The 18,910-nt window shown below is 61.2% G+C and carries 14 protein-coding genes; 13 read left to right on the top strand and 1 reads right to left on the bottom strand.

Annotated features, from left to right (window positions below):
• Nucleotides 1–4 precede the first annotated feature (4 nt).
• From ACE4RL_RS07100 to ACE4RL_RS07155, 12 genes are all read left to right on the top strand, one after another.
• On the top strand, nt 5–3,112 hold the full coding sequence (locus ACE4RL_RS07100) for an alpha-mannosidase (RefSeq protein WP_375599802.1): 3,108 nt from the start codon (nt 5–7) through the stop codon (nt 3,110–3,112).
• A complete protein-coding gene (locus ACE4RL_RS07105; protein ID WP_375599803.1) occupies nt 3,109–4,215 on the top strand; it encodes a CehA/McbA family metallohydrolase in 1,107 nt (368 codons plus the stop codon). The genes ACE4RL_RS07100 and ACE4RL_RS07105 overlap by 4 nt, the downstream gene beginning before the upstream one ends.
• Before the next feature lie 215 nt (nt 4,216–4,430).
• Nucleotides 4,431–5,669, top strand: a complete 1,239-nt coding sequence (locus tag ACE4RL_RS07110; protein ID WP_375599804.1) for an ABC transporter substrate-binding protein — start codon at nt 4,431–4,433, stop codon at nt 5,667–5,669.
• A gap of 158 nt (nt 5,670–5,827) precedes the next feature.
• A complete protein-coding gene (locus ACE4RL_RS07115) occupies nt 5,828–6,859 on the top strand; it encodes a carbohydrate ABC transporter permease (RefSeq protein WP_375599805.1) in 1,032 nt (343 codons plus the stop codon).
• A gap of 2 nt (nt 6,860–6,861) precedes the next feature.
• On the top strand, nt 6,862–7,746 hold the full coding sequence (locus ACE4RL_RS07120; protein ID WP_375599806.1) for a carbohydrate ABC transporter permease: 885 nt from the start codon (nt 6,862–6,864) through the stop codon (nt 7,744–7,746).
• 4 nt (nt 7,747–7,750) lie between these two features.
• Nucleotides 7,751–8,803: an ABC transporter ATP-binding protein gene (locus ACE4RL_RS07125; RefSeq protein ID WP_375599807.1), complete on the top strand. Its 1,053-nt coding sequence runs from the start codon at nt 7,751–7,753 to the stop codon at nt 8,801–8,803.
• A gap of 3 nt (nt 8,804–8,806) precedes the next feature.
• Complete coding sequence (locus ACE4RL_RS07130; protein WP_375599808.1) at nt 8,807–10,330, top strand: amidase; 1,524 nt, start codon at nt 8,807–8,809, stop codon at nt 10,328–10,330.
• Nucleotides 10,331–10,417: 87 nt separating this feature from the next.
• Nucleotides 10,418–11,740 (top strand): histidinol dehydrogenase, encoded by a 1,323-nt coding sequence (hisD, locus tag ACE4RL_RS07135; protein WP_375599809.1) that lies wholly within the window; start codon nt 10,418–10,420, stop codon nt 11,738–11,740.
• A 4-nt stretch (nt 11,741–11,744) separates the two neighbouring features.
• The gene (locus ACE4RL_RS07140; RefSeq protein ID WP_375599810.1) at nt 11,745–12,509 is read left to right on the top strand and encodes an SDR family NAD(P)-dependent oxidoreductase; all 765 of its coding nucleotides are present in this window, start codon (nt 11,745–11,747) and stop codon (nt 12,507–12,509) included.
• Complete coding sequence (locus ACE4RL_RS07145) at nt 12,494–13,564, top strand: LacI family DNA-binding transcriptional regulator (RefSeq protein ID WP_375599811.1); 1,071 nt, start codon at nt 12,494–12,496, stop codon at nt 13,562–13,564. The genes ACE4RL_RS07140 and ACE4RL_RS07145 overlap by 16 nt, the downstream gene beginning before the upstream one ends.
• Before the next feature lie 97 nt (nt 13,565–13,661).
• On the top strand, nt 13,662–14,705 hold the full coding sequence (locus ACE4RL_RS07150) for a cupin domain-containing protein (RefSeq protein ID WP_375599812.1): 1,044 nt from the start codon (nt 13,662–13,664) through the stop codon (nt 14,703–14,705).
• Between the two features lie 5 nt (nt 14,706–14,710).
• Nucleotides 14,711–15,412: an RraA family protein gene (locus ACE4RL_RS07155; protein WP_375599813.1), complete on the top strand. Its 702-nt coding sequence runs from the start codon at nt 14,711–14,713 to the stop codon at nt 15,410–15,412.
• A 56-nt stretch (nt 15,413–15,468) separates the two neighbouring features.
• Here ACE4RL_RS07155 and hisD (ACE4RL_RS07160) read toward each other — a convergent pair whose 3' ends face one another.
• Nucleotides 15,469–16,758 carry a histidinol dehydrogenase gene (hisD, locus tag ACE4RL_RS07160; protein WP_375599814.1) on the bottom strand — a complete coding sequence of 430 codons (1,290 nt, stop codon included), beginning with the start codon at nt 16,756–16,758 and terminating at the stop codon, nt 15,469–15,471.
• Between the two features lie 167 nt (nt 16,759–16,925).
• Between hisD (ACE4RL_RS07160) and ACE4RL_RS07165 the strand changes: the two genes are divergently transcribed.
• On the top strand, nt 16,926–18,854 hold the full coding sequence (locus tag ACE4RL_RS07165) for an alpha/beta fold hydrolase (RefSeq protein ID WP_375599815.1): 1,929 nt from the start codon (nt 16,926–16,928) through the stop codon (nt 18,852–18,854).
• Nucleotides 18,855–18,910: the final 56 nt, after the last annotated feature.

The raw sequence follows: 18,910 nt of genomic DNA on the forward strand, positions 1-18,910 counted from the left end.
CGACATGCATATCAAGAAACTGGACCACCTTTTGCGTCGCCTGCGCGCGTATATTTTTATGGAGATCGCGACGGATTTGCCGCTGCGCTTCCGGCGCGGCCTGCCCGAGCAGCGCGGTGATATCGTTGGCGAAGATCCAAAGGGCTGGGAGGCGGTTGGTCCCGACCTGGTTTGGGGTGAGCCGGAGAGCTATTTCTGGTTCGCGACGCGCTTTGCAATGCCGGAGGCGGCCAACGGGCAGCAGATATTTCTCAAGGTCAATGCGCAGTTTGGCAATACGCGTGGCCGCTCGGACCCGCAATGCCTGGTCCGGGTCAATGGCCGGATTGCACAGGGGGCCGATGGCAATCACCAGGAGGTGCTGCTCAGCACCGCCGCACAGGCGGGCGAAACCTACGACATTCTGCTCGAGGCGGGGACTATCGAGGATCGCCGGCAATATGGCATGTCGTTCTCGTTGTTGGCGCATGACGCACTGGTCGAGAAGGTGTTCTACGATCTATCCGTGCCGCTCGATGTGGCGCGCCTGCTCAGCGAGGACGATCCGCGACGGCACCATATTGTCAATCGCGTTGATGCGGCGCTGGCACAAATCGACTTCCGGCCCGGCGATGCGGCACGATTTGCGGCCTCGCTTGAACGGGCCCAGACGATAGCCGAAGAAATCTATGCGGCCAGGGATTTCGAGGACAAGCCGGTCATCACGGTTACCGGCCACACCCATATCGATGTCGCATGGCTCTGGCGCGTGCGCGAAACCCGTCAGAAGATGGCTCGGTCGATGTCGACGGCTCTGGCCCTGATGGAGCAATATCCTGACTACCGCTTCATGTATAATCAGGGCGTGCTGCTGGACTATCTGGCTCAGGACTACCCCGAAATCTTCGAGCGGGTTCAAAAGCAGGTCGAGGCGGGCAAGTTCGAGATCGAAGGGGCGCTTTGGCTCGAGCCCGACGCCAATATCACCAGTGGCGAGTCGTTTGCCCGGCACATCCTGCATGGCGTGGCCTATCACGAAGAAACTTTCGGGGTGACGCCGCGCGTGTTCTGGCTGCCCGATACGTTCGGCTATTCGGCGGCCCTGCCGCAGATGATGAAGCTGGCCGATGTCGACATGTTCGTTACCCACAAGATGAGCTGGAACGACACCAACCGCATGCCCAACGAGACCTTCCACTGGCAGGGGATCGATGGCAGCACGGTGGCCGCCTATTTCATGACCACCCAGCCCTATACCGCGACGGGTTTCGGCACGACCTACAATGCCGACATCAAGCCTACATTCGTGATGGGCACCTGGAAGCGCCACGCCCAGCAGGCGCTCAACAAGGAACTCTTCATGGTCTATGGCCATGGCGATGGCGGTGGTGGACCCACCCGCGAGATGCTGGAAAATATCCGCCGCATGGAAAAGGGCATTCCCGGCTGCCCGTCGGTCCGGCATGAGCACATGCGGCCCTATTTCGAGCGGCTCCTGAAGCGCATGGCGGAGCGTCCGGGGGACTACCCAACCTGGGTGGGCGAGCTCTATCTCGAATATCACCGCGGCACGCTGACCTCGGTAGCCAAGAACAAGCGCAACAATCGTCTGGCCGAACAGACGCTGCGCGAACTCGAGGTGTTGGCCGTTTTGGCGCAAGAGCGTCTCGGACTGCCCTATCCTGCGGCGCAACTGCACGCGCTTTGGCGCACCGTGTTGCTCAACCAATTCCATGACATTCTGCCCGGAACCTCGATCGGCGGTGTGTTCGATGACAGTGATCGCGATTATGCGCAGCTTTTTGAAATTGCCGAGCGGCTACGCGGTGAACTGACCGGTGCGCTGGCGGGCAAAGGTCGCTTTGGCGTGCTCAACGCATTGGGCAGGCCGCGCGATGGCCTGCTCGAATTCGACGCTGAACAGCCGTCCTGCCTGACAATTGATGGCCGGTCGATGGCCAGCCAGGTCATTCATCGCGCCGATGGCCGGACACGACAGGGCGTGCTGGTCAAAGACCTGCCGGCTACAAGTGTCATAAGCGTTGAGCGCGCAGCCGGTGACTACGCAAGCGGCAGTGGCGGGCTGGATGTTTCCGCGCGCCATCTCGAAAACGGGATGATTGCAGCCCGCTTCGATGACAAGGGACATCTGGTGTCCCTGTTCGACAAGCGGCGTGGACGAGAGACGATCAAGCCGGGACAGGCGGCGAACCGGCTGCAGGCCTATCGCGACATGCCGGTCGAATATGACGCCTGGGACATTGATGACAGTTTCGAAGATCAGGTCTGGGAGATCGACGCTCTGGTCAGCGCCGAGGTCGTTGAAACTGGCCCGCACCGGGCCGCGATCCGCTTTGAGTGGCGCTACGAGCAGTCCCGCATCGTGCAGATCGTCGCTCTTGGTGCCGATAGCGATCAGCTCGACTTCGACAATTTTGTTGACTGGCATGAGCACGATACGCTGGTGAAGGTGGCGTTCCCGCTCGACGTGCTGGCCCAGGAAAGTACGGCGGAGATCCAGTTCGGTCATGTCCGGCGTCCCAGCCATGCCAATACGTCATGGGATCAGGCGCGTTTCGAGACCGTCATGCATCGCTGGGTCGATGTTTCCGAACCCGATTTCGGCGTCGCTTTCGTCAATGACTGCAAATACGGCTATGACGTGCGTGGCAGCACGGTTCGCCTGACGCTGATCAAATCGCCGGTCTATCCCTGGCCCGAGGCCGACCAGGGCGAACATCATTTCCGCTATGCGGCCATTGTGCATCATGGCCTGCTGGCCAGTGATGTGCCCGGCCGCGCCGAAGCCTATAATCTGCCCCTGAGGCTGATGGCGGGGCAGGGGAGCGAGGCCGCGTCTCGTCCGCTGCTTGAGCTGGACGGGCAGGGAGTGACGTTGGAGGCGCTCAAGCGTAGCGAGGACGGTGCCGGCCTGATCGCTCGCATTTGGGAAACGCACGGACACAGCAGCACTGTGAGCGTGCGCCTGCCCGACGGCACAAGGCAGGCTGAGATCGTCAATCTGCTCGAACGCGATCCACAGCCCCTGACGATCGAAGATGGCAAGGTCCAGCTGGCACTGACCCCGTTCCAGATACTGACCCTCAAGCTGGAGACGGGAGTGCGCGCATGATCCCGGCCATCCCCGCTTCGCTGCCGCCGCTTCAGGCTCGGGAAGGGGTCTGGCTCAAGGGTGACTGGCATCTGCATTCCCGGCACAGCACCGATTCGTCCAACAACCCAATCGGCAAGATCATCGGCTTTGCCGAGAGCCAAGGTTTTGACTACCTCGCCATCACCGACCACGACGTTCATGTCATGGGCGCGGTGGCCAGCCATACCTGGGCCGACCCCGAATTCAGATCAGACATTCTGCTGTTGTTCCACGGGGCCGAGCTAACCGCCAATCGCGGTCACATCAATATTCTCTCGACTGGTCCTTATGACCACCAGCGGGTGTTCGACCATCGTGATGACCGGGACTGGAACCTGCTTGCCCTCAAACGCGAACTGGGCGTGCATTTCTCAGCCAATCACCCCAGCACGAAGAACCATTACGGCTTTTCGTTCGACCTTGCGGATTCGGTGGAGATCTGGAACGGCAGCGTCTGGCCTAAGAACACTCCGGGGGTCCGCATCTGGGACGATATGCTTAAATCGGGGCGAATGCTCGGTGGACGCGGCGGCAGTGACGCCCATCACGGCGTGCCGGACAGCCCGGAGCTGACCACCTTGCAGTCTGTTGAAGCAACGGCCAATTACGTCGGCACGCCCACCACCTGGGTTTTCGCAGCCGAACGGTCGAAAGAGTCGGTACTGGCCGCCATGGCAGCCGGCAGGGCTTCGGTCAGCGCCAATCCATTCAATCCCCGCGTCGAATTGGTCGCCGATCATGATGGGGACGGGGTGATGGACATGATGATGGGAGATAATGTCAAATCCACGGGCAGGCCAGTGACGTTTGAAGTCCGGTTGAGCGGCGGGGGCATTGCCGGGGCCTCCTACCGGATCCGGGTCATCAAGAACCGAGATGAAGTCGGTAGCTACCTGACCGACCCGCAGACCCGCAGCGTGCAATTCATCGACACTCCAGGCGCCGGGCAACGGAACTACTACCGCGTCGAGGTGGAAGGCCCCCAGACGCCTTACCCCGCGGTGCCCAATTCCATGGCACTGAGCCAGAACATGGTGGCACTCTCGAACCCGCTCTATTTCAACTACGACCCCGGCTTCTGAACAACCTCCGGCTGCTGCGCAACATTTTCGATGACGGTCCTGCGTCACAGAACCATTGCGCCCCTCGGAAAGTTGTGCTTAGTTGCTCTTTGCATACGAATGCAAACGCTAAATGCATACGTATGCAGAGGGTAGGAACGTCAGTGTGTGCATGGTGCCGACAGAGGTGCTGTGCCGAGGGTGGGCACGTAGTGTCCAAAGACAGGAGAACAAACATGAAGCCCATTCTTATGCTTGCCGCGTCTGCGGTTGCCTTGGCCCTGGGAACGGGCGCGGCTCATGCCGAATGTGGTGTCCAGGCCGGTTCGGTCCGCATTTTGAGCAACGACTTCGAAGCGCTGCGGACCATCAATGCGACGGCACAGGAATGTGCTTCGGACGCTGTTGCCGTTACGGCTAATGCGACAGCCGAACACAAGGAAATCCAAGTCCCGGCACTTACCATCAACCCTGCCGAATATACGGTCGCAGTGGTTGCGAACAACTCAATCGTCCCGCTGCTCAATGGCGACCTGATCCGCCCACTCGATGACCTCGTGGCTCAATATGGCCAGGACCTGCTGCCCAGCCAGTTGGTCAAGATCGACGGCAAGATCATGGCTATCGCCTTCATGGGCAACGGCCAGCACATGTTCTATCGCAAGGATATTCTGGAACAGGCCGGTGTCGAGCCGCCCACCAGCTATGACGAGGTTCTGGCTGCCGCGGCCAAGATCAAGGAAGCGGGCCTCATGGACTATCCGCTGGCCGCCTCGGTCAAGCCGGGTTGGGATTTGGCCGCCGAGTTTGTCAATTCCTATCTCGGGACTGGCGCAGAGTTCTTTGCGCCGGGCAGCGCAGAGCTCACCATTGATAACGAGCAAGGGCGCGAAGTGCTGCGCGTCATGCGTGAGATGACGGCTTTCATGGATCCGGACTACCTCACCTACGACGCCACCGAAATCCAGAAGGAGTATGAGGCCGGCAATGTCGCTATCATGAATGAGTGGGGTTCGCTGGGCGGCGCCATTCTCGATGATGAGGGTGCGGTCGAAGGCGTGGTCGAAAACACCGTGCTGGCGGCAGCCCCGACCATTGGCGGTGGTTCCATACCGGCGGCAGCGCTCTGGTGGGATGGCTTCACGATCGCCAAGAATATCTCCGATGAGGACGCCGCCGCTTCTTTCCAGGCCATGGTGCACGGGATCAGCCCGGACATGATGATGGCCAATAAGGACGTCGCGACGTGGCTCATCGCCGGCTACGAACCCGGGCCGGCATCCGTTGGCGTGATTGCCAACGCCAATGGTGGTGCCCGTGCCTACCCGATGCAGCCTTATGTGGGCCTGTTGCACACCGCCCTGTCGACCGAACTGGCGGAATTCGTCGCGGGATCGGAAGATGCCGACCAGGCACTGGCCGACGTTAAGGCCGCCTATGACACCGCCGCTCGCGAGGCCGGCTTCCTGCAATAGCCGTCTCCGGGACATACTGCGCCTCCTCCCGCAAGGGGGGAGGTCACCCGGACTGGCCGTCGGAATGGCCCGTCGTTCTCCTCGATATCGACTTTGCGTCAAGCCTGGCCACAACATCATAATTGCTGAACGGCCCAGCGCTTTGAGAGAGGCAGGCAATGCCGAACAAGACATTCTTTGCTTTCATCCTGCCTTCGCTAATCGCCATGGTGCTGTTTATCGCCTTGCCGATTGTCTCGGTCGTGGTGCAGTCGCTTTATGTCAGCCATGAGCAAGTCATGGTCGAAGTCGAGAATTGCCAGCCCTTCGGTGGCTGCTCGAAGGAACTGCGTGTCGATACCGCGGCGACGGCGGAGCTGCGGGAAGACCAACCCCTCGGACGCTTCAATGGATTGGGCACCTATGTGAACCGCGCGCACCTGGCCACTGCCGAGCTGGGGGCCATCCTCGCCAGCGATCGCGACTTCGGCACGAAGTGGGCACAGGTTCTTAATCTGCCCTTCTACAAGGCGCTGATCTTCACGTTGGTCTATTGCTTTGTGGTGACGCCGCTGGCCATGGCGCTGGGCTTCACCATTGCACTGGCGGTCAACGCCTTACCCAAGGTGACCAAGGGTCCAATCATCTTCTTTTCCCTATTGCCGATGATCATCACGCCGCTGATCGGCTCGCTGATCCTCTACTGGATGCTTAGTCCCAATGGCATTTTGGGCGCCACCATCCAGCACATCTTCAATGATCCGACCTTGTCGCTGCGCGCGTCTCCCGCGCTGACCTGGGGGGCGCTGCTGACCTATGGGGTCTGGACAAACGCGCCCTTCTCCTTCGTGGTTTTTTATGCAGGCCTGCAAACCGTACCCGGCGACACGCTGGAATCGGCAATGATCGATGGCGCTTCGCGCTGGGAGCGCATCCGCTACGTCATCATCCCGCATCTGGCGCCACTCGCGACATTCGTGGCGCTCGTGCAGTTGATGGACAATTTCCGGGTGTTCGAGCCAATTGTCGGCTTCTCCGCAGAGGCCAATGCCACATCGCTGAGCTGGCTGATCTACAACGATCTGACCGGAGACTCGCAGCAGTTTGGTTCGGCGGGCGCGACCTCAGTGCTGACCATTCTTGGCGTCGTCATCCTCCTTTCGCCGGTGCTGGTGCGCACCTGGCGCGAATTCAAGCACAAGGCGGTGTGATCATGTCTGAGGCGATGGAACACAAGCGCCCCGTTTTGCTCAATGCGCTCATCTACGGCTTTATCGTTTTCTGGGTGATCCTGGCCGCCGTGCCTTTTCTCTGGACGGTCTGGGGATCATTCAAGGTCGAGGCCGATTTCTTCTCCCGCGAAAGCTGGTGGAATGCCATTTTCGGCACGGCGACAATCCGGGAGACCGGTGCGGCGTTCACGGGGGACGGCTATTACGGCGCCTGGATCACCCGGGATTTCTGGAAGGCGGCGTTCAATACGATCATCGTCACCATCTGTGTGACCACAATTTCGCTGACCCTCGGCACTCTGGGCGGCTATGCCCTGGCGCGCTCGGGCAAGAACTATGCGTTCTGGATCCTGATCGCCGCGCTGGTCTTCCGCGCCATGCCGCATATCACCCTGGTCTCGGGTTATCTGCTGCCCTTTTTCCAGCTCAATATCTGGGGCGTACTGCCCACTTCGATCATCGTGTTGGTGGCTATCAATCAGCCGTTCACATTGTGGATGCTGCACTCCTTCTTTCTCTCGATCCCCAAGGATCTGGATGAGAGCGCAATGGTGGATGGCTGCACCCGTTTCCAGGCTTTCCGCATGGTGATCATGCCGGTCATGTGGCCGGGCGTGGTGACGACGGGGCTCTTCAGCTTCCTGTTGGGCTACAATGACTTCGCCGTCACGGCTATGCTGCTGAGCGCCGAGAACCAGACTATGGTGCCCAAGATTTCGAGCTTCCTCGGCTCGATTCAGGAAACCGGCAATGTGATGTTCGCGGTAGCCGCCGTGGTTTCGGCCACAGTGCCGCTCTTTATCCTCGTCCTCTTCTTCCAACGTCAGATCGTCAGCGGATTGACCGCCGGCGCCGTGAAAGGCTGATCCAATGGCCCAGATCCGTCTCGAGAATGTCTCCAAGCGCTGGAACAAGTTTATCGGTGTCGATAATTTCAACCTCGATATAGCCGACCAGGAATTCCTGGTGCTGCTCGGCCCCTCGGGTTGCGGCAAGACCACGACCATGCGGATGATTGCCGGACTCGAGGAAATCACCGAAGGCAAAATCTGGATCGGCGACCGGCTGGTCAACAAGCTCGAACCCAAGGATCGTGACATTTCCATGGTGTTCCAGAGCTACGGCCTCTACCCGAATATGACGGTATATGAGAATATCCGCTTTCCCCTCAAAGTGCGGAAAGTGCCTCAGGACCAGCATCATGAACGGGTCATGAAGGCGGCGGCGATGGTGGAGCTGGAGCCGTTCCTAGAGCGGCGCCCGGCAGCGCTTTCGGGTGGTCAACGTCAGCGCGTCGCCCTCGCTCGTGCCATTGTTCGTGAACCAAACGCGTTCCTGATGGACGAACCGCTATCCAACCTCGACGCCAAGCTGCGCGTCTCGACCCGGGCGCAGATTAAGAACTTACACCACGCGCTCAAGACCACGACGATCTACGTGACGCACGACCAGATCGAAGCCATGACGCTGGCCGACCGCGTGGTGGTGATGAACAAGGGGGTGGTGCAGCAGGTCGGCACGCCGATGGAAATCTATGACCGGCCTGCCAATACGTTCGTGGCAAGCTTTATCGGTTCGCCGGCAATGAACCTGGTGAACGGCGAGGTCCAGGGCGGTGTCTTTACCAGCCAGGGGATCAGGATCGAAGGCCTGCCGCATTCGGCCAGCGGGGCCGTGACGCTGGGTTTTCGGGCCGAGGATGCGAGCCTTGCCAGTACCGGTGGGCAGATCGAGGCACCCATCTATACGGTTGAGCTTCTGGGCGAAGCCACGATGCTCTCCATGCGCGTGGCCGGGGAACTGGTGTCGATCAAGGTGGGCAAGGACTACCGAGGCAATATTGGCGATGTCGCCCGGATTGCCATTCCGGCTTCGGCCTGCCACCTCTTCGACCAGACCAGCGGCGCGCGGATCGAGGCTTGAACCATGACGCGGGACGGCGCATTCGTTGATAAGTTCAAGGCGGCCCTGGAGGCGGCGGGGCTTGAGCTGACGGCCGACGAGGCATCGAGCGTCGAAAAGCTCGCCTCTTGGATGCATGACGGGCTGGCCGCGCAAGTGCTCGCGTCAACACCCACCAGGCAGGATGACAGTATTTGCGACCTCGACATCGTCGCGCTGGGCGCGCGTCTGCGCGATGGACGGCTGACGGCCAAAGCCCTGACAGAGGCCACACTGGGGCGTATTGCCGAGCGCGATCCGGCCTATCTCAGCTTCTACCGTGTGCTGGAGGACGACGCATTGGCCGACGCGGTACGCGCTGATCGCGAACTGGCCGACGGGATTGACCGCGGTCCGCTCCATGGCATTCCAGTGGGGATCAAGGACGTGATCGATGTCGCCGGCGTGCCCACAACGGCGAATGCGCCGGGCCGGGCGGACGCGACTGCCGACAGCGACGCGGAAGTCGTGCGGCGGTTGCGCTCGGCGGGTGCCGTCATCATCGGCAAGCTCGCAACCTATGAATGGGCGACGGTCGGGCCCGACAAGCGGGGCCTCTTTCCTCCCGCCCGCAATCCATGGAACCTCGACCACATTACCGGCGGGTCGTCTTCGGGCTGTGCTGCGGCCGTGGCAGGTGGCCTGGTCCGGACCTCCATAGGCACCGATACTGGCGGTTCGGTGCGCGGACCGAGTTTTTACTGCGGCACGGTGGGTCTCAAGCCCACCTTGGGCAGCGTGCCCACCGTGGGAGTGCTCGACCTGGCACCCAGCCTCGATCATGTTGGGACAGTCAGCGCAACGGTGGCCGAGGCCGCGCTGACCCTGGATGTCCTGACGGGTCGGGCAGGACAAGAAGCCGCCGGTTCGCGGCTCGGTGAACCTCTATCCGGGCTACGGATCGGCTATGCGCGCAACTGGTTTGCCCATGATCCACAGACCATGCCCGAGATCGTCGTTGCTATCGACGCCGCGGTTTCGGAGTTGTCACGGCTTGGCGCTGCGGTAAACGAAGTCGAGATGCCCCACTATGCGGATATCGAAGTGGCGGTCGCCGCGATCCTACATGCAGAGAGCTTCAAGCTGCACGCCGGCAACCTGCGCGATCATCCGCAAGACTATGGCCGCCGCGCCTATCTCAGCCTCGCGGCCGGTCTGGCGCTGAGCGACGCTGAATTGGCCAAAGCGCACGATGCCGGCGCGGTCTTCCGGGCGAGTATAAATGACCTGCTGGACGAGCATGACGTGCTCATTACGGTCGGCGCGCTGACTACCGCGCTCCCCGCTGCGCCCTTCGAGAAAGAGGCGCAATGGACGCCCATGCGCACGATCGGCTTCAACGTCTCGGGCCATCCCGTGCTGGCCCTGCCCGTCGGCTTTCACGCGGGCCTACCGATCGGCATGCAGATCATTGGGCGGCACAACGAGGAATCCCGTATTGTGCAGTTCGGCCACGCTTATGAGCGGGCCACCGATATCCACCTGCAAAGGCCACCAGTGCCTAGATAAGGCAGTCGAACTTCGCGTTCCGCGCGCTATGAAACAACTTGCTGCATACGTATGCGGCCATTGAAACAACTCTCGAGGGAGGCACCCATGCCCATTTGGCTGAAGCGCGGTAAGGATAATGAAGAGCGGGCGGAGGCGGATCGTCAGGTCCGCGCGACGGTCGAGACCATTCTTGGCGACATCGACAAGCGGGGCGATGCTGCCGTGCGCGAGCTGTCGCTAAAGTTCGATAACTGGGACCGCGAAGACTTCCGGCTGAGCCAGAAGGAGATCGACGACTGCAAGGCGCAGCTAACCGATCAGGACCTAGCCGACATCGAGTTTGCGCAGACACAGGTTCGCAACTTCGCCCAGAAGCAGAAGGACACCATGCTCGACCTCGCCGTCGAGTCCTTGCCGGGCGTCACGCTGGGCCACAAGCACGTGCCGATCAACGCGGTGGGCTGCTATGTGCCGGGCGGAAAATATCCGCTCCTGGCCTCGGCGCATATGTCGGTGCTGACCGCTAAGGTGGCCGGCTGCCCGCGCGTCATCACTTGCGCGCCCCCTTTCCACGGCAAGCCCGCTCCTGCCATCGTGGCGGCACAGGCCATGGCTGGCGCGGACGAAATCTATGTCCTGGGTGGTATCCAGGCCATCGGCGCCATGGCCATTGGCACCGAGACCATCGATCCGGTCGATATGCTGGTGGGGCCCGGCAATGCCTTTGTGGCGGAAGCCAAGCGGCAGCTTTACGGCCGCGTCGGCATTGACCTGTTTGCCGGTCCCACCGAGACTCTGGTCATTGCCGATGAGACGGTGGATGGCGAACTCTGTGCTACGGACCTCCTCGGGCAGGCCGAGCATGGCCCCAATTCGCCGGCCATCCTGCTGACCAATTCGGAAAAGCTGGCACGCGACACAATGACCGAAATCGAGCGGCTGCTCGAAATTCTGCCCACAGCCGACATGGCGCGCAAATCCTGGGCCGATTATGGCGAGGTGATCGTGTGTGAAGACTACGATGAAATGCTGGTTGAGGCCGACCGGATTGCTTCAGAGCATGTGCAGGTGATGACCGATCGCGATATGTGGTTCCGGGACAACATGACCAATTACGGCGCGCTGTTCTTGGGCCCGCGCACCAATGTGGCTTATGGCGACAAGGTCATCGGCACCAACCACACCCTGCCCACCATGAAAGCGGCGCGCTATACCGGCGGCCTCTGGGTTGGCAAATTCCTCAAGACCTGCACCTGGCAGACGGTGACCACCGACGAAGCATCGGCAAGGATCGGTGAATATGGTTCGCGCCTTTCCATGCTGGAAGGCTTTGTCGGCCATGCCGAGCAGGCCAATATTCGTGTCCGCCGCTATGGCCGTCGCAATGTGCCCTATGGTACCGCTGCCGCTCCGACCACCAAGGCCTAGGTAGATGCGTTTTCCCAAAACCCCCAGTTTCCGCCTCGACGGCAAGCGCGCCCTGGTCACGGGGGGCACACGCGGTATCGGGCTGGGGGCCTCGGTGGCTTTGGCAGAAGCTGGGGCGCATGTGATCGTTGCGGCACGCACGGCCGCCGACGTCGAGCAGGTCGTCAACGCCATGGCTTCAAGCGGCTGGTCGGTGGAGGGTGTCGCCCTCGACATCACCGATTTCGACGCCGTGCGTAGCTTTGTGGCGGACAGCCAGCCCTTCCATATTCTGGTCAATTCCGCCGGCACCGCCCGCCACAGCGACCTTGCAGGCATTACCCCAGCGGACTACCAGGCGGTGATGCAGATCAACCTCGGCGCGACGATTTTTGTCACCCAGGCCGTCGTTGCCAGACTGCGGGAAGAAGGTCTCGGTGGCTCGGTCATCAACGTCTCTTCGCAGATGGGGCATGTGGGTGGGCCCAGTCGCGCTGTCTATGCCGCCAGCAAACATGCTGTTGAAGGTCTGACAAAAGCCTTGGCCATCGAGCTCGGCGCCAGCGATATTCGGGTCAATACGGTCTGCCCGACCTTTATCGAAACCGAGCTGACGGCTAGGAACTTGAGCGATCCTGATTTCCGCTCCTGGGTCCTATCCAAGATCAAGCTTGGCCGGCTCGGGCGGGTGGAGGATATCATGGGGCCGATTGTATTTCTGGCCTCAGACGCGGCGTCGCTGATTACCGGCACGGCGCTTCTGGTGGATGGCGGATGGACAGCGGAGTAAAAAAGTCGGGGGTGACCTCCTCACAGGTCGCACGACGCGCAGGCGTCTCGCAGTCTGCTGTCTCCCGCACTTTTACGCCTGGCGCCTCCATCTCCCCCAAGACCCGCGAAAAGGTCATGGCCGCGGCGCAGGAACTGGGCTACCGGCCCAATGCCATTGCTCGCTCGCTGATCACCAATCGCTCCCGCATCATAGCCGTGGTGATGGCCTATCTCGAAAACCTCTTCTACCCGGACGTGCTTGAGGAGCTTGGCCGGTTGCTGGTCAAGGAGAACTACCGCCTCCTGCTGTTTACCGGTCACATGGACCGCGACAGCGATCCGGTGTTTGATCAGCTCATGCAGTACCGGGTCGACGGCATCATCCTCGCCTCGACCACGCTGTCTTCGCAACTGTCGGAAGAATGCGCGACGGCGGGCATCCCAGTCGTTCTGTTCAACCGGACGACCGAGCGCGATGCTGTCTGCAGCGTCACCACCCGCAATCGCGAAGGCGGTCGGCGCATTGGCGAATTTCTGCTCGCGGGCGGGCATAGGCGTTTCGGCTACATCTCTGGCGTCGAAAGCTCCTCCACCAATCGCGATCGCTTCGCCGGCTACCAGGATGTTTTGACCGAGGCAGGGCATGCCGAAATCCTGGTCGAAGTGGGCAACTACGACCGCGCTGAAGCTGAGGCTGCGGCGCGCAAACTGCTGTCGCGTGACGACCGGCCCGATGCCATATTCGTCGCCAATGACCACATGGCTGTGGCCGTCATGGATGTCGCGCGTTACGAATTCGGGCTTTCAATCCCCGATGATCTGTCCATCGTCGGCTATGACGATGTGGGCCCGGCGCGTTGGAGCTCCTATGGCATCACGACGGTGAGTCAGCCGCTCAAGCGCATGGTCGAAGCCACCGTCAACATTTTGATGGGCCAGATCTCGAGCGGCGAGATCGAAGCCGAGCATCGCATCCTGAGCGGCGACCTGGTCGTGCGCAGCTCCGCGCGCCTGCCCAAGACCGGCATTGTCGAAATCGACGGCCGACGCATCTACAAACCCGGCAAAGTTTAGAAATTCGCCCGAAATGGACATGGCTTTGCCATGCTTCAAACTGATATTGCATACGAATGCAAAGATGCTATCCTGCCCTCCGAAAGGGGATTTCATCATGACCCAGAAGACTTGGACCCAAGCGGAAATGGAAATGCGCCTAGTGCGCTATGCGGACCTCAAGGGGTTGCGCAACGCCTTCATCGACGCCCGCACGCCGGGCTCGGACCGCAAGGAGAATTTCACCATTATCGGACCGGGTGTATCGGAAAACCCGGCGCAGGTCGTGCATATCCCAGAGGCTCACGGCTTCAATGTCGGCGCCGCGCGCCAGCCCTTCGGGTGCACCAATTCCCAACATAGCCACCTCACCGCCGAGACCTTCGTGGTCCACACCGGCAAGTGGCGTTTTGTGTTCGGGCCCGACAAGACCGACGGCTATATCGATGTCGAGCCCGGCGACGTGGCGACGGTTCCGACTCACATGTTCCGCGGCTTCGAAAAGCTCGATGAGGGTACCGGATTCCTCTTCGTCGTTCTCGGCCATGATGATCCGGGCAAAGTGGTCTGGGCGCCGAGTGTCTTCAAGATGGCTGAGGATTTCGGCCTGAAACTCCTCAAGGGCGGCAAGCTGGTGGACACGACCCTGGGCGAGAAGGTGCCCGAGGGCGCCGAACTGGAACAGCCCCCGACCGCCGAAAAACTGCGGGAACTGGCGACCCCGCCCATGGAAGAGCTGGCCAGTTATGCCATCAAGGCCAGGGACATGAAGGGCGATCCCAACTCCCCGCTCGCTGGCGACGGGGTCGAAGAAGCAGGTGTCATCGGCGATGTGGACGGGCAGGACGGGGTCAAGGCCGGGCCGATCATCGGGCACTGGAAGCACGACTTTACTTTGCGGCGCCTGAAGCTGCAAACCGGCGCCGCCATCCCCGCCCATGCTCGCGCCGAGCAGGAAGTGATCTTCGTGCAGTCCGGCACGCTGGAATTTTCCTGGGAGGGCGGATCACTCATCATGGGCGCTGGCGACACGCTAACGGTCCCGATCGGACTGATGCATGGGTTCCGCAACCCGGCCTCCGCCGACGCGATTGCTTTTGTCATCCGGGGTGCGGCGTCCCCCGCTGCGCCGGTTTTTGCCACAGCACAGGCGGCCGAGTAGCACCAATGCCCACTATCACCTCAGAAGCGCTTGCCGCTTTGCGGAAGGCGGACACGCCGACCGTTTGCAATGCCCTCGAACATGTCATGGGCGGGCGTACCGCCGAGGGATTCACGAAATTCCCTGTGGTCTGCGCGGACCCCAATCTGCCTCCGGTCGTGGGCTTTGCGCGAACCGCGAGGATCCGCGCCTCGTCTCCGGCCCAGAAGCCGGCGAATGAGGTGCGGGCCCTCAGGATGCAATATTACGAGTATGTTTCTGCCGGTGACGGGCCGAACGTGGTGGTTATCGAGGACACCGACTGGCCCCATGCCATCGGCGGCTTCTGGGGCGAAATGCAGGTGGCCCAGCACAAGGGTCTTGGCGTTGCCGGTACGGTGACCAATGGCGTGCTGCGCGATCTTGGCATGCTCGACGCAGGCTATCAGGTGATCGCGGGCGCCGTCGGGCCGAGCCACGCCTTTGTGCATGTGACCGAGCTGGATTGCCCGGTGACGGTGTTCGGCATGCATGTGCGGCCAGGTGATTTGATCCATGCCGACCGGCATGGCGCGGTGGTCATTCCGGCAGAGCATATCGAGCGCATGCCTCAAGCCATCGATGTCGTGATGCGCAAGGAAGTGCCGATTCTGTCAGCCGCGCGGGCGCCGGGTTTCACGCTGGAAAAGCTCAAGGCGGCCTGGGCCGAGGCGGATAAGATAAGCTAGCGAGATAGGGTACACGAAATGAGAGGGGCCGGTGTTTCCACCGGCCCTTTTGTCGTTCAGCTTGCCCCGGCCTGCACGCGATCGAGCCGCAATTGGGCGGCTCGGCGATGGCCTTCGAGACCCTCGCTAGCCGACTGGCGGGCGGCAGGGGGCGCGACCTGCTGGACGCCTTGTTCGTCCAGCCACTGGTGCGTGGCGATCTTGACATAGGCTCCGACCCAGAGGCCGCCGGTATAGCGGCCGGCGCCCATGGTGGGCAGGGTATGGTTTGTACCTGAGCACTTATCGGAATAGACCACGCTGGCCAGCTCGCCGATGAATAGGCTGCCATAGTTCCTGAGTTTTTTGGCAAAGGCCCTGGCGTCCATCGTGTGAACCTGCAGGTGTTCGGCGGCAATGAGGTCGGAATAGGCGATCATCGCGGCCTCGTCCTCGCAGACGGTGATTTCGCCGTAGTTGATCCAGGCTTCGCGGGCGGTATTGGCGGTCGAAAGCGTTTCAAGCTGCTTTTCCACCTCTACCAGCGTGGCTTCGGCCAGTGCCCTGTCCGTGGTGATGAGCCCAACACGGGTGCGAATGTCGTGCTCGGCTTGGGCGAGCAAATCGGTGGCGATCATCTCCGCGTCGCCGGTGTGGTCCGCGACGACAAAAATCTCTGACGGGCCAGCGAGTTGGTCGATGCCGACGGGGCCGAAGACCTGGCGCTTGGCTTCGTTGACGTAGGCATTGCCGGGGCCAACGATCTTGTTGACGGCGGGAATGGTTTCGGTGCCATAGGCCATAGCAGCAATGGCCTGGGCGCCGCCTACGCGGAAGATGCGGTCGGCGCCGGAGAGGTGGCAGCCGGCGATCATGGCCTTGTGGGCATTGGGCGGCAGGCAAGCGATGACTTCGTCGACGCCGGCGACCTTGGCCGGAACGATGGTCATAATCGGAGCAGATAGAAGGGGATAGCGGCCGCCGGGAACGTAGCATCCGACGCGCTCGATGGGGATCACGCGGTGGCCCATATGGACGCCTGGGAGCGTCTCGACCTCCAGCGGCAGGATCGTGGCGAGTTGCGCTTCGGCGAATTTCCGGACGTTGGCGATGGCGAATTCGGTGTCCTTGCGGGTCTGTGGATCGAGCTCGGCCAGCGCGGATTGACGTTCAGAATCAGTGACTTCGAACACCTCTAGCTCTGACTTGTCGAACTTGGCCGAGTAGTCACGGACGGCTGCGTCCCCGTAGGCCCGGACATTGGCGACGATTTCGCTGACCAGCGCTTCGACAGGCGCATGGTCGCTCACCGTGGAGCGCTCGGGTGCCTTCAAGTAGGTGACACCGGGGATGGGGGATGAGGTCATGAATAGGTCTCCGTAACGACAGCGCGAGACGGCGATTTGTTAGCAGACTGTTAACGCCAGACGTCTCTTCAGGGCTCAGAACGATCTTGCATACGTATTCAAAATTTGCCAGAGTTTTTTACGGGAGCGGGATCGGTCTTTCGTCGAGGCCCGAGTGAAAGTTTGCAATGAACACGCATGCCGTGCCGAAAGCGATGAAGAAGGACAGTGACGTTGCGGCGGTGCCACTATTGCTGCTGCCGGGTACAGTCTGTGACGCGCGGCTTTACGCTCCGCTGATGGCAGAGCTGAACCATCCGGACATGCGGGTCATGGACATGACCGGCGCCCGAACGACGCCCGATCTGGCGGAACGCATATTGGCCGAAGCGCCGGAGCGATTTGCGCTGGCCGGGTTTTCCCTGGGCGGCATTGTGGCACTCGAGATGGTGGCGCAGGCGCCAGAGCGGATCGAGCGGCTGGCGTTGATCGATACGACGGCGCGCGCGGACCCCGAGCCAAATGCCAAAATCCGCCGCGATGCCGTAGCAAAGGCCCGGGAAGTCGGGATGGATGGCTATATTCTGGATACCTGGGAGAAGCTGGTTTCGCCCAAAAATCTGGCCGATGCAAAGCTCAAAACCATCATTCTGGCAATGGCCCGCGACGCTGGTGCCGAGGTGCTGGCGGCGCAGTCGGAAGTGGCGATCCATCGCGCCGATAGCCGCCCCCGGCTGGGCGCCATCTGCGCACCGACCCTGATCCTGGCAGGCGCCGACGAGCAGATCTGTCCGCTCGCCGCCCATGAGGAACTGGCGCGTGGCATCGCCGGGGCGCGTTTCTTCACCATTCCGAATGCGGGCCACTTTGCCCCGCTTGAAAATCCTGCCGCAGTGGCGCGTCATATGCGCGACTGGTTGAGCGGGGCAGATGCGAACAATGCCGCGCAGGCAATAGACCAAGGAGTTGAGATGAGCGCGAATGACGGCACCGGCAAGGGCAAGACGACCCCGGCCATCAGCAAGGAAGAGGTGCTGCAGGTCGAGCGCCATGACTATCTGGACCTGGCGCCGACGGATCGGCCGCGCGGCCAGTCCATGGAAGGGTTCGATGATATCTATACCGACATCGTCGACTACATCATTCGCTGTACGCACAAGATCTGGGACGAGCGCGATATCGGGTTGATCTATACCCACTACACCCACAATTGCGTGCTCTATGGCACCACCGGCACGATCTATAATCGCGAAGACATCGTGCGCGACACGATCCAGCGCCTGGTGAGTTTCCCCGAGCGCCGCGGTATGGGCACGCAGGTCATCTGGAACGGCAATGACAAGGATGGGTTCTTTACCAGCCATCTGGTGACCGGTTCGGGCCGTCACACCCAATATGGCCATTTCGGACCGCCTACCGGAAAGCCATTTGTCAGCCGCACCATTGCTGACTGCATGATCTTCCAGAACAAGATTTACCGGGAATGGGTAGTGGCCGACACGATGGCCATCATCCAGCAGCTTGGCCTCGATCCGCATATGTTTGCAATGCGCACCGCCAAGGCCAAGTTCGACGCGGGCCTGATTTCGCTCGATATCGGCGAAAACCGCCGCTTCGTCGGTCAGACCCCGCCGGCCGAGAAAGCCGATACCTCATTGGCCCACAATGATGTGGAGGCCCGGACTATCGAGATGCTGCATGAGATATTCACCAAGCGCATGTTCGGCCGCATTGCGCAGGATTATGCGCCCAATGCGCAATATCACGGGCCGCTGATGAAGGAGCTCTATGGCCATGCGGCCATCATCCACCAGCATCTGGGTTTGATCGGCTCGCTGCCCGACGCGTCCTACGAAATCCAGCATGTGGCTTCCAATCCCTGCGAAGAGGGCGGCACCAAGGTCGCCGTGCGCTGGATCATGGAGGGCCACCACCTCGGCTATGGCATCCTCGGCACGCTGGGCGACCCGACGGGCAAGCGCGTGCAGGTGATGGGCATGAGCCACTATCACTGGAAGAACGATAAGATCGTCGACGAGTGGACCGTCTATGACGAACTCAGCCTGCTGACCCAGGTCAAGCTCGGACAATTGGCCGATGGTGCCGACGCCGAATAGGCCCCAACGAAACAGGAGCGGCATGGCCGCTCCTGAGTTGTTCTGGCCCGCGTGTC

It is taken from the genome of Devosia polycyclovorans (assembly GCF_042181575.1).
Lineage (GTDB): Bacteria > Pseudomonadota > Alphaproteobacteria > Rhizobiales > Devosiaceae > Devosia > Devosia polycyclovorans.

What these genes read in the sequence shown, in the direction of transcription:
- ACE4RL_RS07100 (WP_375599802.1), top strand. Translation starts at nt 5, where the DNA reads ATGCATATCAAGAAACTGGACCACCTTTTGCGTCGCCTGCGCGCGTAT.
- ACE4RL_RS07105 (WP_375599803.1), top strand. Translation starts at nt 3,109, where the DNA reads ATGATCCCGGCCATCCCCGCTTCGCTGCCGCCGCTTCAGGCTCGGGAA.
- ACE4RL_RS07110 (WP_375599804.1), top strand. Translation starts at nt 4,431, where the DNA reads ATGAAGCCCATTCTTATGCTTGCCGCGTCTGCGGTTGCCTTGGCCCTG.
- ACE4RL_RS07115 (WP_375599805.1), top strand. Translation starts at nt 5,828, where the DNA reads ATGCCGAACAAGACATTCTTTGCTTTCATCCTGCCTTCGCTAATCGCC.
- ACE4RL_RS07120 (WP_375599806.1), top strand. Translation starts at nt 6,862, where the DNA reads ATGTCTGAGGCGATGGAACACAAGCGCCCCGTTTTGCTCAATGCGCTC.
- ACE4RL_RS07125 (WP_375599807.1), top strand. Translation starts at nt 7,751, where the DNA reads ATGGCCCAGATCCGTCTCGAGAATGTCTCCAAGCGCTGGAACAAGTTT.
- ACE4RL_RS07130 (WP_375599808.1), top strand. Translation starts at nt 8,807, where the DNA reads ATGACGCGGGACGGCGCATTCGTTGATAAGTTCAAGGCGGCCCTGGAG.
- hisD (WP_375599809.1), top strand. Translation starts at nt 10,418, where the DNA reads ATGCCCATTTGGCTGAAGCGCGGTAAGGATAATGAAGAGCGGGCGGAG.
- ACE4RL_RS07140 (WP_375599810.1), top strand. Translation starts at nt 11,745, where the DNA reads ATGCGTTTTCCCAAAACCCCCAGTTTCCGCCTCGACGGCAAGCGCGCC.
- ACE4RL_RS07145 (WP_375599811.1), top strand. Translation starts at nt 12,494, where the DNA reads ATGGACAGCGGAGTAAAAAAGTCGGGGGTGACCTCCTCACAGGTCGCA.
- ACE4RL_RS07150 (WP_375599812.1), top strand. Translation starts at nt 13,662, where the DNA reads ATGACCCAGAAGACTTGGACCCAAGCGGAAATGGAAATGCGCCTAGTG.
- ACE4RL_RS07155 (WP_375599813.1), top strand. Translation starts at nt 14,711, where the DNA reads ATGCCCACTATCACCTCAGAAGCGCTTGCCGCTTTGCGGAAGGCGGAC.
- hisD (WP_375599814.1), bottom strand. Translation starts at nt 16,758, where the DNA reads ATGACCTCATCCCCCATCCCCGGTGTCACCTACTTGAAGGCACCCGAG.
- ACE4RL_RS07165 (WP_375599815.1), top strand. Translation starts at nt 16,926, where the DNA reads ATGAACACGCATGCCGTGCCGAAAGCGATGAAGAAGGACAGTGACGTT.